12 protein-coding genes are annotated in these 14,706 nt (G+C 55.9%); 4 read left to right on the top strand and 8 right to left on the bottom strand.

Annotated features, from left to right (window positions below; all coding sequences use genetic code 11):
• The first annotated feature begins 4 nt into the window (after positions 1 to 4).
• From AC0TNJ_RS04155 to AC0TNJ_RS04145, 3 genes are all read left to right on the top strand, one after another.
• Complete coding sequence (locus tag AC0TNJ_RS04155; RefSeq protein ID WP_473770343.1) at positions 5 to 1,225, top strand: TIGR03862 family flavoprotein; 1,221 nt, start codon at positions 5 to 7, stop codon at positions 1,223 to 1,225.
• A gap of 73 nt (positions 1,226 to 1,298) precedes the next feature.
• The gene (locus AC0TNJ_RS04150) at positions 1,299 to 2,423 is read left to right on the top strand and encodes an NAD(P)-binding domain-containing protein (protein ID WP_473770342.1); all 1,125 of its coding nucleotides are present in this window, start codon (positions 1,299 to 1,301) and stop codon (positions 2,421 to 2,423) included.
• Positions 2,424 to 2,454: 31 nt separating this feature from the next.
• Positions 2,455 to 3,786: a serine hydrolase domain-containing protein gene (locus AC0TNJ_RS04145; RefSeq protein ID WP_473770341.1), complete on the top strand. Its 1,332-nt coding sequence runs from the start codon at positions 2,455 to 2,457 to the stop codon at positions 3,784 to 3,786.
• On the opposite strand, the gene AC0TNJ_RS04140 is transcribed toward AC0TNJ_RS04145, so the two are convergent.
• The 7 genes from AC0TNJ_RS04140 to AC0TNJ_RS04110 form a co-directional block, all read right to left on the bottom strand.
• The gene (locus AC0TNJ_RS04140; RefSeq protein WP_473770340.1) at positions 3,758 to 4,993 is read right to left on the bottom strand and encodes a mechanosensitive ion channel family protein; all 1,236 of its coding nucleotides are present in this window, start codon (positions 4,991 to 4,993) and stop codon (positions 3,758 to 3,760) included. The genes AC0TNJ_RS04145 and AC0TNJ_RS04140 overlap by 29 nt on opposite strands.
• Before the next feature lie 160 nt (positions 4,994 to 5,153).
• Entirely contained in the window at positions 5,154 to 5,750 is a 597-nt protein-coding gene (locus AC0TNJ_RS04135; protein WP_473770339.1) for a PRC-barrel domain-containing protein, read from the bottom strand.
• A 194-nt stretch (positions 5,751 to 5,944) separates the two neighbouring features.
• Complete coding sequence (locus tag AC0TNJ_RS04130) at positions 5,945 to 9,733, bottom strand: vitamin B12-dependent ribonucleotide reductase (protein WP_473770338.1); 3,789 nt, start codon at positions 9,731 to 9,733, stop codon at positions 5,945 to 5,947.
• 737 nt (positions 9,734 to 10,470) lie between these two features.
• Positions 10,471 to 10,959: an NUDIX hydrolase gene (locus AC0TNJ_RS04125; protein ID WP_473769138.1), complete on the bottom strand. Its 489-nt coding sequence runs from the start codon at positions 10,957 to 10,959 to the stop codon at positions 10,471 to 10,473.
• Between the two features lie 334 nt (positions 10,960 to 11,293).
• Positions 11,294 to 11,791, bottom strand: coding sequence for a xanthine phosphoribosyltransferase (gene gpt / locus AC0TNJ_RS04120; RefSeq protein WP_006470476.1), 498 nt, complete (start codon positions 11,789 to 11,791; stop codon positions 11,294 to 11,296).
• A 281-nt stretch (positions 11,792 to 12,072) separates the two neighbouring features.
• Positions 12,073 to 12,918 (bottom strand): universal stress protein, encoded by an 846-nt coding sequence (locus AC0TNJ_RS04115; protein WP_473770337.1) that lies wholly within the window; start codon positions 12,916 to 12,918, stop codon positions 12,073 to 12,075.
• Between the two features lie 78 nt (positions 12,919 to 12,996).
• The gene (locus AC0TNJ_RS04110) at positions 12,997 to 13,755 is read right to left on the bottom strand and encodes a competence/damage-inducible protein A (protein WP_473770336.1); all 759 of its coding nucleotides are present in this window, start codon (positions 13,753 to 13,755) and stop codon (positions 12,997 to 12,999) included.
• Between the two features lie 169 nt (positions 13,756 to 13,924).
• On the opposite strand from AC0TNJ_RS04110, the gene wrbA reads away from it, so the two are divergent.
• Entirely contained in the window at positions 13,925 to 14,524 is a 600-nt protein-coding gene (gene wrbA, locus AC0TNJ_RS04105; protein ID WP_473770335.1) for an NAD(P)H:quinone oxidoreductase type IV, read from the top strand.
• Here the strand turns inward: wrbA and AC0TNJ_RS04100 are convergent.
• Positions 14,502 to 14,706 (bottom strand): hypothetical protein (locus tag AC0TNJ_RS04100; RefSeq protein ID WP_473770334.1); only part of this gene is annotated, 205 nt, incomplete at its 5' end. The two genes, wrbA and AC0TNJ_RS04100, sit on opposite strands and share 23 nt — an antisense overlap.

Genomic DNA, 14,706 nt, shown 5'->3' with positions numbered 1-14,706 from the left:
CATAATGCCTGAGGGCAATATTGCTATTCTCGGCGGCGGCCCGTCTGGCCTGATGGCTGGCGAAAGACTGTCGGTGCAGGGATATCGTGTGACAGTGTACGAGCAGATGCCCACGATTGGCCGCAAGTTCCTGCTTGCGGGCAAATCTGGTCTTAATATTACGCATTCGGAGTGTTTTGCGGCTTTCGCAAAGCGCTTCGGCGCCAGTAGTGATCGGCTTCTTCCAGCATTGACTGCTTTCGGTCCGACGGAATTGCGAGCCTGGGCGGATAGTTTGGGTGCCGATACTTTTGTGGGTTCATCCGGTCGCGTTTTTCCCAAAGCAATGAAGGCGTCGCCGCTTCTGCGGGGCTGGGGAAAACGTCTTGAAGAACAGGGCGTTCGGATACTCAAACGGCATCGCTGGGTTGGTTTCAAGGGCAACGACCTTCTGATCGAGACCCCGGATGGCGTTGAGGCGATTGCATGTGACGCCGCGCTTTTTGCTTTTGGCGGTGGAAGCTGGCCGAAGCTCGGCTCGGATGGACACTGGATCGACGAGTTTCGACGCAAATCAATAGACATCGCGCCTTTCCGTCCTGCCAATTGCGGTTTTGATGTTGCCTGGAGCGATTTTTTTGCTGAACGCTTTGCCGGGGAACCGGTGAAGTCCGTTACCGCTACATCCGATGCAGGTACGATACAGGGCGAGTTCGTCATTACGCGCGGTGGAATCGAAGGAAGTCTCGTTTATGCGCATTCCGCAGCACTGCGCGACAGCTTGGAAGAAAACGGGAGAGTGTCTTTGACGCTCGATCTTGTTCCGGGGCGAAGTCTGGAGCGGTTGGAAAACGATATTGCCCGGCAGGATGCGAAGCTCAGCTTTGGCAATCTCTTGCGCAAGAGCGCTGGCCTGACAGGTGTGAAAGCCGCCCTCGTGACGGAATTCACGCGTAACAAGAATCCGAAAGAGCTGGCCCGTGCGATCAAAGCGCTTTCGGTACCGCTTCTTCGTCCGCGCCCGCTTAGTGAGGCGATTTCATCGGCAGGTGGTATTCGCTGGCACGAAATCGACGAAAATTACATGCTTCCAAAGCTGCCCGGCATCTTCGTCGCCGGCGAAATGATTGATTGGGAAGCTCCGACGGGCGGTTATCTGCTGACAGCCTGTTTCGCGATGGGGCGCGCTGCAGCCGATGGAATTGATGCATGGATCAAGGCCGGAAATACGCGTAGCCCAAGTTAAGTCAACGCGATCTTGACCGGCCGCAGGCTAATGGCATTGAATGCATGTCGTCCGGGAAGGGAAAACGCGCGCTATGTCAGACACGCAGTCCGACGATCAACAAGCTGGTGAGCTCCATGTCAAAGTCGCCCGCAAGGTCGACATCGTGGTTATTGGAGCAGGGCAGGCCGGGCTTTCTTCGGCCTATCATCTGAACAAGCTCGGACTGGACGGCGAGCGGCAATTCGTGGTTCTCGATAAGGCTCCAGGACCAGGCGGAGCATGGCAGTTCCGCTGGCCGTCGCTGACGCTCAGAACAGCGAATGCCATTCACGATCTTCCCGGCATGAAGTTGGAGGACGTTGTCGAACCGACCAATGGCGAGGTGCGGGCATCGGTCGCCGTCCCGCAATATTATCGCGCATATGAGGAAGCGTTCGATCTTCCCGTGCACCGGCCCGTCAATGTCAAGGTCGTTTGCGATCGCGGCGAACGGCTTCGCGTGGAAACGGATCAGGGCAACTATTCCGCACGGGGGATCATCAACGCAACAGGCACCTGGGAATCCCCTTACATCCCATCTTATCCGGGTGCAGAGCTGTTCAAGGGACAACAGCTTCACACGCGCGATTATCAGTCGGCGGACGTCTTCAAGGGCAAACGTGTTCTGGTTGTTGGCGCGGGTATTTCTGCTGTGCAACTTCTGGATGAGATATCGCGCGTGACTGAAACCGTGTGGGTTACACGCAAAGAGCCCGCTTTCCGGGAGGGACCATTTACCCCGGAGCTCGGTCGTGCCGCCGTCGCCTTGGTTGAAGAGCGTGTGCGTCGAGGTCTGCCGCCGGGATCAGTTGTTTCGGTAACAGGTCTGCCATTGACGCCCGCAATCGAAGCGGCCCGCGCTCGCGGCGTGCTGGACCGACTGCCGATGTTCAGCGAAATCACCGAAACGGGCGTTCGTTGGGAAGATGGAACCGAACAATCCTTCGACGTGATTTTGTGGTGCACTGGATTTCGCAGTTCGCTGGATCATCTGGCGCCGTTGCAGTTGCGCAATCTTGAAGGCGGGATTCTCATGACCGGACGTCTGGCGACACAGGTGGCTGCCGATCCCCGGGTTCATCTGGTTGGCTATGGTCCGTCAGCTTCGACCATCGGGGCAAACCGGGCCGGAGGCGCTGCTGCCCGGGAGTTGGCAAGCTATCTTGGCTTGGTATGATCTGATGCAACGATTATGTGCGAGGGGCGGCATGAAGCGCATCTTGAAGTTTGTCGGTGGTCTTCTGCTTGCCATCGTGTTGGTTGCAATGCTCTGGCTTTCGATTCGACCGCCTGAATTGCTGCGCGTTGGCACCGGTTACGCCGCCAAGATCATCTGTTCGAATGTTTTCATTGCTGGCCGGGATGCCGAGACCGTAATGGCAGACGATGTCCAGGCGCCGGGGCATCCGCTGCTGCGATTTTTGAATGTTTCCGTCGACAAGAATAGCAACAGCGTGACGGTGCGGATTTTCGGCTTTTTCGCACCGAGCACCGCTACCTATCGGCAGGCACTTGGATGCGCGAATATTCAGCAGGATGACTTGCGGCCAGAACTTCCAACCGGGCCGCAAGTGCCCGCGGAACCTCTCCAAGTTCAGGCCGATCCGGCAGTGCAGACCGTGATCGAGGATCAGGCTCTGGCTGGCCCCGGCATGCGGGCGATAGCTGTTATCCGCGATGGCAAACTGATCGCCGAGAATTATGGTGCGGGTTTTAGCGCCGATACGCCTTTGCTCGGCTGGTCAATGACCAAATCCGTCATGGCGACACTGATCGGCATGCGCATTGCCGAAGGACGTATGGCGATGGAAAGCACCGGCCTGCTGCCGGAATGGAAAAGCGATGATCGGGCAAAAATCTCGCTTGCCAATCTGATGGCGATGGCCAGCGGCCTGCGCTTCGATGAAGACTATGGCACCGTGGCAGATGTCACGCGCATGCTCTATCTGGAACCGGATATGGCCGGCTTTGCTGCATCCTTGCCGCTGGAGGCAACGCCTGGCACGAAGTTCAACTATTCAAGCGGAACCGCCAATATCTTGTCAAAGCTCTTCATGGATAGTTTCGACAGCCGTGAAGAAGCTCTCATTTATCCGCGGCTGGCGCTTTTCGGCCCGCTAGGGATGCGCAGTACCATTCTGGAGGCGGATCAAACCGGTATTTTTGCCGGTTCTTCCTATATGTACGCGACGGCGCGTGATTGGGCTCGCTTTGGCGCGTTTCTCGCGGATGACGGAAAGCTCTACGGAAGGCAGGTTCTGCCGACCGGTTATGTTTCGTTCATGCGAAAGCCCACGCCAGAGTCGGAAGGGCGTTATGGTTCGGCGCAGGTCTGGTTGCAGCTCGGCGGTGTGAAAGCGGGTGAGAACGGTATTCCGGAAGATGCATTCTGGATGTCCGGGCATGACGGGCAAAGTGTCATGGTCGTTCCTTCGATGCATCTTGCGGTGGTTCGTCTCGGCCTGACGCCATCACGGTCAGGCTACAACGTCCAAAAGCTGAACGCCAAGATTATTGAGGCTGTCCAACAGGGGCGTTGATCGTCAGTTTGCGGAAATCATTGCCGCTCGGATTCTGGAACGCGCTAAGGCCAAATTCCGGCATCACCGCATAGAGGTGATCGAAAATATCTGACTGGATCTGCTCGAAGGACGCCCAGACAGTTGTGTTCGTGAAACAGTAAATTTCGAGCGGCAATCCGTCCGGAGTCGGGTCCATCTGACGCACGAGTAGGGTCATTGCCTTGTGCACGCCGGGATGATTGCGCAGGTAGTTTTCCACATAGGCGCGGAACGTGCCGATGTTGGTCACCTGCCGTCGATTGACAGGATTCCTGGCGCGATCGCCAAGCCTTTCGTTCCATTCGGCGATTTCCCTTGCTTTCTTCGGCAGGTAATCGGCGAGCCAGTCGACCGAAGCGAGTTTTGTCTGTTCCTCATCCGACAGAAAGCGGATCGTATTCTGATCGATGTAAAGCGCGCGTTTGATCCGTCGCCCGCCGGATTCCTGCATGCCGCGATAATTCTTCATCGGTTCGGTGATGAGCTTGCGGATCGGAATGGTGGTGATCGTCTTGTCGAAATTCTGCACCTTGACGGTATAGAGCGCGATCTCCGTAACGTCGCCATTGGCGTCGAGGTTTTTCATTTCGATCCAGTCGCCGACACGAACCATGTTGGACGAAGCGATCTGCATACTGGCGACGAGCGAAAGCAACGTATCCTGGAAAACGAGGATCAGGACTGCCGCCATGGCGCCAACGCCTGAAAGAAGGATAACTGGCGATTTGTCCAGCAATGTCGCAATGATAAGTACCGTCGCGACTATATAGACCGCTAGCTTGGCGACCTGAATATAGCCCTTCATGGGGCGGAATCGCGCCTCCGGGCGACGGTGATAGAGCGTATCGACAAGCCCGAACACCGAATTAATCGCGAGTGCCAGCGTCAATATGATGAAGGCTATCGCGACATTTCGAATGACGGTGATGACACCTTCCGGCAGCCCCGGCACAGCCATGATCCCGGATGAAATGATCAAAGCGGGCACAATATTGGCAAGCCGGCTGATGACACCATGCTTTTTAAGCTCTTCGTCCTGTCCGAAAGATGTTTTCTGGACAATACGATCCAGAAGTTTCAACAGGATGGCTTTGATGAGAAAATTTGCAATAAATGCTGAAAGGAATAATCCGCCGAGAGCAGCGAGCGTTTCCGCCCAAGGATAAGCGATCAGGAAATCCGACAATATTCTTTCCCGTTAAATGGTTTGATACGGACTTTTATTGTTGCGTAGCGTGGTTGCGTGCTGAATTCAACCATAGGGATGCGTTTTGCTCACGCGAAAACCCCGGCTGGAGCGCCGGGGATTTGGGTTTTAGCCTGTTATGGCGGAATTTGTCGGCTTCTTACTGTGCAGGCGGTGGTGATGCTGGTGCGGGCGTTGTGCCATTTGCAGGCGCCTCCGTGGCCGGAGCGTTCGTCTCGGTTGCAGCAGACGGGTCGGCTACGCCATCGGCAAAGAACTTCGAACGGTCAAAGGCCGGTGCGTCATTCAATTGCTGCTTGTTGGCCTTGATGACCAACCATGTTTTTCCGTCACTGCGCGTGGCGAGTTGAAGTTGGTCAGGGCTGACCGCCACATCTTTTTCACCGACGCCAAGGAAACCGCCTACACCGATGACAGCTGCTTCGATCTGCCCATCAGGGCTGGCGATCAGGTCATTCAGCTTGCCGACCGATTGGGCGTCGGGTGCATCGCTTTCATAGACGCTTTGCCCGATGAATGAGGAGACAAGAAGTTGGCCTTCCTTGGGTTCCACAAAGCCAACCTTGCCGGTTTCTCCGGTCATCGGCTTGCCGAACATGTCCTTGGATGAAACCGGCATGTCTTGCGTGGCTGCAGGGGCTTCCGCCGGAGCAGGCGAAGGAGCCGTTGTTTGGGCGAGAGCCGATCCCCCAATCAGCAATGCACAGGTCGTTGTCAGAAGTGTAGTTTTGAACATAACTATCTCCTTGATACGTTCCGGTTACATTATCCGAACGCTGAAATAGTCACTTCGTTCCAAAATTCATTCCAATCCAGTGGCTGTTCCAGTTCTGCTTATGGGGGAAGATCTTTCCTCTACTACCATTTGACAAGCCAAAAGCCCGCGCGAGGCGGGCTTTCAGCATTGCTGGTTTTACCGGCGATTGAGCTTTAGCTGCAGCCGCTCGTTGCGCCGCAGGTGTCGCACTTCAGGCAAGTGCCGTTACGCACCATGGTGAAGTTCTGGCACTCGGTGCAGCTGTCGCCCGTATAGCCCTGCATCATTGACTTGATGCGGCGGTCGGCTTCCAGCTTCTTGGCGGCGCTGGCGGTTTCGGCACGGGCCGAAGCGGCATCCGCGGCAGCCTTGTCCGAGAACAGTTCGGTAGCCGATGCGCTCTCCTGCTGTTGCGCCGGTGCAGGCTGTTCCTCAAACTCACGCTTGAAGGCCGTTGCGCCATCCGTGACCAAGCCGATTGTTGCCGGGCGATTGCCCGCCGGAGCGGATGATTTCAACGTGGTGACGTTGGAAGCCTGCGGCGCGGAGCTCGTCGATCCTTTGGCTTCGTTAGACGAGTTCGTCACCAGAGTAGGCTTGTAACCGCGCGTCCACCCGGTGGAAACCAGATTGGTCTTGCCTTCCTTGATGCCCTTGCCGAGCGCCGTATTGCCGAAATCGCTGGTATCGACATGGGCGAGGTCATTGCGACCGAGATAGGACACAGCCAGTTCGCGGAAGACATAATCGATGATCGACGTCGCGGTCTTGATGGCATCGTTGCCGATAACCATGCCAGCCGGTTCGAATTTCGTGAAGGTGAAAGCCTCCACATATTCTTCCAGCGGCACACCATATTGCAGGCCGAGCGATACGGCAATGGCGAAGTTGTTCATCATTGCGCGGAAGGCGGCACCTTCCTTGTGCATGTCGATGAAGATTTCGCCGAGGCGCCCGTCACCAAATTCGCCCGTGCGCAGATAGACCTTGTGTCCGCCGACGACTGCCTTCTGGGTATAACCCTGACGGCGGTTCGGAAGCTTCTCACGTTCATGGACGATCTTCTCGACAACCTTCTCAACGATGCGCTCGGTAACCTGGACAGCACGAGCGGCTGCCGGTGCTTCAATCAGCGCCTCGATGGCGTCGTCTTCGTCCTCATCATCTGCAATCAGAGAAGCATTGAGCGGCTGGGACAGCTTCGAACCGTCACGATAAAGCGCGTTAGCCTTAAGTGCCAGCTTCCAGGACAGCATATATGCGTCCTTGCAGTCCTCGACGGTCGCATCGTTGGGCATGTTGATCGTCTTGGAGATCGCGCCGGAAATGAAAGGCTGGGCGGCAGCCATCATACGGATATGGCTATCCACCGACAGGTAACGCTTGCCGATCTTGCCGCATGGGTTGGCGCAATCGAATACGGCGTAATGCTCTTCCTTCAGGAACGGTGCGCCTTCCAGCGTCATCGCGCCGCAAACATGGATATTGGCGGCTTCGATTTCCTTGCGGGTGAAGCCCAGGGCAGGCAGCATTTCGAAGGAGAAATCGTTGAGCTGCTCATCCGTGAATTTCAGCACGTCCTTGCAGAAATCTTCGCCCAGTGTCCACTTGTTGAAAGCGAACTTGATGTCGAAGGCGCTCTTGAGCGCGGCATTCAGGGCTTCGATTTTTTCATCGGTGAAGCCCTTGGACTTCAACGACGACGGATTGACGCTCGGTGCCTGATTGATATTGCCATGACCGACAGCATAAGCTTCGATTTCGGCGATCTGGCTTTCCGAGTATCCGAGCGTGCGCAGCGCTTCCGGCACGGCGCGATTGATGATCTTGAAATAGCCGCCGCCAGCAAGCTTCTTGAATTTCACCAGAGCGAAGTCCGGTTCGATGCCGGTTGTGTCGCAATCCATGACGAGGCCGATCGTGCCGGTTGGCGCGATAACTGTTGCCTGTGCATTGCGGTAGCCATGTTTTTCGCCGAGTTCCAGCGCCTTGTCCCAGGCCGCGCGGGCATGGAGGATCATATCCTGATCCGGGCAATCTTCGGCAATCAGCGCGACCGGGTTGACGGCAAGGCCTTCATAACCCTGCGTTTCACCATGTGCGGCGCGGCGATGGTTGCGGATAACGCGCAGCATGTGCTGGGCGTTCGGCTCATAGCTCGGGAAGGTTCCGAGTTCCTTCGCCATTTCGGCGGAGGTGGCATAGGCCACGCCGGTCATGATCGCCGTCAGCGCGCCGCAAATAGCGCGACCTTCGTCGGAGTCATAAGGAATGCCGGAAGTCATCAACAGGCCGCCGATATTGGCGTAGCCGAGGCCGAGCGTGCGGTATTCATAAGAGAGGCGGGCGATTTCCTTCGACGGGAACTGCGCCATCATCACCGAGATTTCGAGAACGATGGTCCACAGGCGCGCCGTGTGCTCGTAAGCCGCAATGTCGAACGAACCGTCCTTGTTGCGATAGGTGAGCAGGTTGATCGACGCCAGATTGCAGGCCGTATCGTCAAGGAACATATATTCCGAGCACGGATTGGAGGCGCGGATCGGACCAGCCGTCGGGCAGGTATGCCAGTCGTTCATGGTTGTGTTGTAATGCAGGCCCGGATCGGCGGAAGCCCATGCGGCATAGCCGATCTTTTCCCACAGGTCGCGCGCCTTCAGCGTCTTCATGACGCGACCGTCGCGACGCGCCGTCAGGTTCCAGTCGCCATCGTTTTCGACGGCGCGCAGGAATTCATCCTTGAGCGAAACGGAGTTATTCGAATTCTGGCCCGAAACCGTGAGATAGGCTTCCGAATCCCAATCCGTGTCGTAGGTCTTGAACTGAATGTCAGTATAGCCCTGACGCGCAAACTGGATCACGCGCTTCACGTAGTTTTCAGGAACCTGGTTCTTCTTCGCGGCCTTGATCTCGCGCTTCAGGGCAGGGTTCTTCGCCGGGTCGAAGCAATCGTCCCGAGTGGCTTCAGAGCCGGCTTCGCAGTTGACGCAAGCTTTCATGATCGCGGTCAGATGCTGCTTGACGATCTTGGAACCGGTGACGAGCGAAGCGACCTTCTGCTCTTCCTTCACCTTCCAGTCGATATATTCCTCGATATCCGGATGGTCGATGTCTACGACCACCATCTTGGCGGCGCGGCGCGTCGTGCCACCGGACTTGATCGCGCCCGCAGCGCGGTCGCCGATCTTGAGGAAGCTCATAAGGCCGGAAGACTTGCCGCCGCCAGAAAGCTTTTCGCCTTCGCCGCGCAGATAGGAGAAGTTGGAGCCTGTGCCTGAACCGTATTTGAACAGTCGCGCTTCACGCACCCACAGGTCCATGATGCCGCCTTCATTGACGAGATCGTCGCCAACCGACTGGATGAAGCAGGCATGCGGCTGCGGATGTTCGTAAGCGGACTTGGACTTGGTCAGCTTGCCGGTCTGCCAGTCGACATAGAAATGGCCCTGGCCGGGACCATCGATGCCGTAGGCCCAATGCAGGCCGGTGTTGAACCATTGTGGGCTGTTCGGTGCCACGCGCTGCGTTGCAAGCATATAGGCAAGCTCGTCACGGAAGGCGAGGGCGTCTTCCTCCGCATCGAAATAGCCGCCCTTCCAGCCCCAGTAGGTCCAGGTGCCAGCGAGACGGTCGAACACCTGGCAGGCGTCCATTTCGGAGCCATAGCGTTCGCCTTCTGGCAGCTTGGAGAGCGCGTCCTCGTCGGCGACGGAGCGCCAGAGCCATGAGGGAACGTCGTTCTCTTCGACTTTTTTCAGCTGCGCGGGGACGCCAGCCTTGCGGAAATACTTCTGTGCGAGAATATCAGCGGCTACTTGGCTGAACTGCGCAGGTACATTGATGTTTTCAAGGCGGAACACAACGGACCCATCGGGATTCTTGATCTCGCTGGTCGCAGTCCGGAACGCGATGTCCGCATAGGCCGACTGATTCTCTTTCGTGAAACGGCGTTCGATCTTCATCTGTCCCATCCAAACGTTCTATATATAGTAGCTCTAGTGACGGTTTTCAGCCACGGCCTGTCTGTATCGCGTCTCTGTCAAAACAGCTCCTCTACGGGGAGGAGCGCCTTGTTGGGGAGAAAACTCCCATAAATCCGCTTCCGCCTCATCGGAACTCGTGAAAAAGGGCCTCAGGAAGCTTGCTCGCAACCTTGCTGGCACTATCACGATCACAAATCAGCAGAACGAGAAATACCTTATCTTGTAACCAGCATGAGCGCAAATACTAAATCTAGTGTTAATGCGGTTTTTGCTCGATGCTGCATCAGCTTCCTCAGAGAAGAATGCACCCAGAATTTAGGCGCAAAAAAGCACCGAGCGAAAACCGCGCTTTCAAAGCGCAACGCCCGTTCGATACTCAACTTGACCGAAAAAAAGACCGGCAGATTACAACGCCCGATCACGCCACTTACGCAACGATAGCATCATAAAAAACGACTCGGCTGTGAGCGTCAAGCAATGGTTTGCGATAACGCTCCGGCATCTAGATATTGTGCGTAACCGGTTGGGGCAAATGTGGATAACGGGGAGAAGCGACGCTTTTGCGAACCAAGCCGGCTATATGATTCAAGAAGAAGAGCCGCTTGCTATCAGCGCTATCTGCAACAAGTCCGGCGGCTTGCCGTGTTCGGTGAGGAATTCCCTGCGAAAGCGCCCATATGTGAAATATGTCGCCAGCGAGGCCATGTCGGAACTGCTTATTCGGCGGCGGCAGCGATGCCCGAATCACCAAACTGATTCAATATCTGCTTCAATTCAGTCTCTTCGACGCGCTTTGCTGCTTCCTGCGGAGAAACCCACTCGCAGATGCGCTGATCCCGTTCGGGCCAGTCTTTTTCCTGGCTGGTGAACTGCACAGCAAATACAGCTGCCGTGAACTGATTTATCCGTTCTGGCGGAAGGTCCGTCTTGCAGTAGCAGAAACTGCCGATTGGCTCTGGAGAGACTTCGCCGCGAATACCAGCTTCTTCATAAGCTTCACGGAGCGCTGTCTCAGCGAGCGTCCGGCCAACTTGCGGCCAGCCCTTGGGTATGATCCAGCGGCCTGTACCGCGGCTCGTTATGACGAGAACCTTGAGAGCTCCCATGTCGCGACGATGAACAAGTGCCGCAACCTGCTGCAAACGGCCTGAAGGCGTAAGAATACGCTTTTCGGTTGCAATCAGTTGTTTTACCTGCGATTTCACCGCGAAAATCCCCTCTTTTCTTACAGCATGATCCGATTCGTCAAAATAACAACTGATTAGTTCGGCAACGGACCTTTGAAAATTTTTCAAAAAATCTTTTATTTTAAAGGCATTACTGAAATTGCGCGGTGGGTCGGCGACCCTGGAAAGGCACTGTGCCCTCTATCTGCGTTACTTGAAGGCACTTTCTATAAGGTGCGATTGCGGCGGAAATATCGCCGCAATCGCATTCGTTTATTTTCGTTTCGCAGCGTTCCGATACGACACGCATGAAGGCCGCCGGTTCCAACGTAAGCGGCTTCGAAAAGGTTTAAAGCATCGGTTCGCTTGGGTTCTAGCCCCGCTTTCCGCCTGCAATCGGTTCCTGATATGTGAAGCCCATGTCCCACGGGAAGTAAATCCACGTGTCCTGCGATACTTCCGTTACAAAAGTATCGATCAGGGGGCGGCCTTTCGGCTTGGCGTAGACCGTTGCAAAATGAGCCTTTGGCATCATTTCGCGCACAATGGCTGCGGTCTTGCCGGTGTCGGTCAGATCGTCCACGACGATGACGCCTTCGCCGCCATTTTCCAGAAGCGTTTCGCTCACGCCCTTGAGAATCTGCATGTCGCCCTGCGACGTGTAGTCATGGTAAGAGGCGATGCAAACGGTTTCGATGAGGCGAATGCCGAGTTCGCGGCAAACGATGGCCGCCGGAACGAGACCGCCGCGTGTGATCGCGACAATGGCGTGCCAATCGCGATTCATGCCGGCAATCCGCCAGGCGAGGGCGCGGGCATCGCGGTGGAACTGATCCCAGGAAACGGGAAAGGCTTTATCTGGCAAGGACATCGAAACGCTCCGTGGAACGATCCGGAGTTTGTGCTCCGGACCTTTAAAAACCAAAAATGCGCTATGACGGGTTGCCAAGCGCTGTAACTGTCAGGATCTGCAGCTCTTCTTCATCCGCACCCATTCCGGTGGGCGGCGGGAGAGGAAAAGGCTCTCCACCCGGCACAGTCAGCGCCGGGTGATGCTGATAACCGCAAAAATGGTGTTCTTGCAAGCGTGTCGTGTCATCTGACGCCAGTTGTCGGCTGGTTGCCGGATCAAACTGGCTTGTGTCGTGGCTTTTAACGCGAGAAAAGCGTGAGAATGGGTAATTCGTTCAGCATGGATCGCGTCACGCCGCCAAAAACCAATTCGCGCAGCCGGGAGTGGCTGTAGGCTCCCATGACAAGAAGGTCAGCGCGTGCGGAAATGATATGTTCCCGCAATGCATCCTGCGCATAGCGTCCGTTGGATGCGATTGCGGCCGGCGTTATGTTAATGCCATGTCGCGAAATCGACTCCGCAATATCGTCGCTCGCCAAAGCCTGATTCTCGCCTTCGATTTCCGGCGGATCTACCCAGACGATTTCCGTTCTGTCCGCATGCTTCATTAAAGGGAGGGCATCAAATGCCGCGCGGGCTGCTTCACGCTTGCCGTTAAAGGCGACCACGATGTGATCGAGCGAAACCATCGGCAGAACCGGCGCATAGGGAACAAGAATAACCGGGCAGCTGGAATTGAAAACAATCGTATCTGCTGTTTCGTCATTCGTGGCTGGATCGTCGGGATCAGGCTGACCGGCGACCAGCAATTCCGCTCCCAGACACGCGGTGAGTACGCCATCAGCAGCCGTGCCGGTTTCAGAACGGGTAATACGGTATTCGCAATTGATGCCCTGACGGCGCATTTCCTCTTCAAAAATGCGTTTCAGCCTTTCGGAAAGTTCTTTGTGCTGCTTGTCATGCAGCTCGAACATTCCGGGATCGATGAAGCCGTTCGGGTCGGCGTAAACGATGGGTGAAGGAATGGAGTAAAGCCCGATGACGTGAATATCGGGCACTTTCTGCTGCAAAAGTCCAACGGCAGACATGACCCGCTTCAACTCGGATTCACTGCGAGAATAGGCAACCACCGTCTTGTAGGACATGACCGAACTCCTTCCGGCTGTGTGTTTTTATTTTAGCATAGAATGCAACGAGTTGCGCGGGCAAAAGGTTGCAGAGGATTAAGCTGCCCCCTCAGTCTCCAGCGATGCGATCATTTTCTCGATGGCCTGGATCGCCATATCTATTTTTTCCGGATCGCTCCCGCGGACAACCAGCTCAGTGCTGAAACGCCCGTTCTCGAATTTCGGATAGGAACCGATGATGGTTTCCGGGTTTTCCTTCTGGATTTCGGTCAAGGGGGTGCCGATGACACCTTCGCCAAAAGGACAATGGACCGATCTCGATAGAAGCTTGCGTCCGGTCTTCAATGTAGGCAGCACATTGTCGAGCATCGCCTGAAAAACGGATGGCACGCCGGCCATCACATACACATTGCCGATATGAAAACCGGGAGCGGCGGAGATAGGGTTCGCTATATGCTCCGAGCCTTGCGGCATACGTGCCATACGCTTGCGTGAGTCCGTGAACTCCAGCCCGCGTTTCGCATAATTGTCGCCAAGCAACTTCATGGCTTTTTCGTCGTAGATGCACGGCACGCCGAAGGCGGCAGACACCGCGTCGGCGGTGATGTCATCATGGGTCGGGCCTATTCCGCCAGACGTGAAGACGTAATCATAGTGCGGCCGCAGCGCGTTGAGTGCGGTTACGATGGCGATCTCGTCGTCCGGAACAATCCGCACTTCCTTAAGATCAATGCCTGCTGCAGTCAGGACATCAGCAAGATGCCCGATATTCTTGTCCTTGGTGCGTCCTGAGAGAAGCTCGTCGCCAATTGCGAGCATGGCTGCCTTGACGGTTTGCTGCGGATTGTCGGCCATATTCAGACTCCATTTCTGGCATCAGTTAAGCGCCAGCAAGACAAGGCTGCAACTGCTTTATTTCGGCATTTCATTCGTTTGGGAGAAGTTGCGCCTTCCCAAAAAGAGATGCTCCCCTAATTGAGACTGTCGAGGTTGGGCCTCACAAAACGGGATATGGAGACGTCACATGGTTAAGGTGCTGGTGCTATATTATTCGGCCTACGGCCATATGGAGAAAATGGCCAAGGCTGCGGCAGAAGGGGCGCGGGAAGGCGGCGCGGACGTTACTCTCAAGCGTGTGCCCGAACTGGTTCCGCCTGATGTCGCTAAGGCGTCGCACTATAAGGTGGATCAGGATGCCCCCATCGCCACGCCAGCTGAACTGGCGGATTACGATGCAATCATCATTGGCACCGCAACTCGCTATGGGATGATGGCGGCCCAGATGAAGAATTTTCTCGACCAGACTGGCGGGCTTTGGGCTAAGGGGGCCCTTATCAACAAGGTTGGATCGGTGATGGTATCAACAGCGACGCAACACGGTGGCGCAGAACTGGCACTGATTTCCACACAATGGCAGATGCAGCATCACGGCATGATCATCGTTCCGCTTTCCTATGCCTATCAGGGGCAGATGGGCAACGATGTGGTGCGTGGCGGCGCGCCCTACGGGATGACAACTACTGCCGATGGCGACGGTTCGCGCCAGCCGTCGGAACAGGAACTCGACGGTGCCCGGTTCCAGGGGAAACGCGTTGCCGAAATTACCGCGAAATTGTACGGTTGATGGAATCAGCGCCAACCAAAAGCCGCCGGTAAAACGGCGGCTCAGGCCGCTGACAAACCCGTCGATATTTTTCGGCGGGTTTTGTTTTTGGGAGGGGGTCGCGTTTTGTGACTGTACTGGCGAGGCGTTGCAAACGGCTGCAGCCGCTCATGCGCTGGCTGCCTTTGGCGTCTTTGTCAGGA

Source organism: Ochrobactrum sp. PL_is483, assembly GCF_055816855.1.
Note: the sequence above shows the minus strand (reverse complement) of the source record. Positions and strands in the feature narration are given on the sequence as shown.

Coding starts and splice junctions, on each gene's coding strand:
- AC0TNJ_RS04155 (WP_473770343.1), top strand. CDS start 5: ATGCCTGAGGGCAATATTGCTATTCTCGGCGGCGGCCCGTCTGGCCTG.
- AC0TNJ_RS04150 (WP_473770342.1), top strand. CDS start 1,299: ATGTCAGACACGCAGTCCGACGATCAACAAGCTGGTGAGCTCCATGTC.
- AC0TNJ_RS04145 (WP_473770341.1), top strand. CDS start 2,455: ATGAAGCGCATCTTGAAGTTTGTCGGTGGTCTTCTGCTTGCCATCGTG.
- AC0TNJ_RS04135 (WP_473770339.1), bottom strand. CDS start 5,750: ATGTTCAAAACTACACTTCTGACAACGACCTGTGCATTGCTGATTGGG.
- AC0TNJ_RS04130 (WP_473770338.1), bottom strand. CDS start 9,733: ATGAAGATCGAACGCCGTTTCACGAAAGAGAATCAGTCGGCCTATGCG.
- gpt (WP_006470476.1), bottom strand. CDS start 11,791: ATGTCCTTGCCAGATAAAGCCTTTCCCGTTTCCTGGGATCAGTTCCAC.
- AC0TNJ_RS04115 (WP_473770337.1), bottom strand. CDS start 12,918: ATGTCCTACAAGACGGTGGTTGCCTATTCTCGCAGTGAATCCGAGTTG.
- AC0TNJ_RS04110 (WP_473770336.1), bottom strand. CDS start 13,755: ATGGCCGACAATCCGCAGCAAACCGTCAAGGCAGCCATGCTCGCAATT.
- wrbA (WP_473770335.1), top strand. CDS start 13,925: ATGGTTAAGGTGCTGGTGCTATATTATTCGGCCTACGGCCATATGGAG.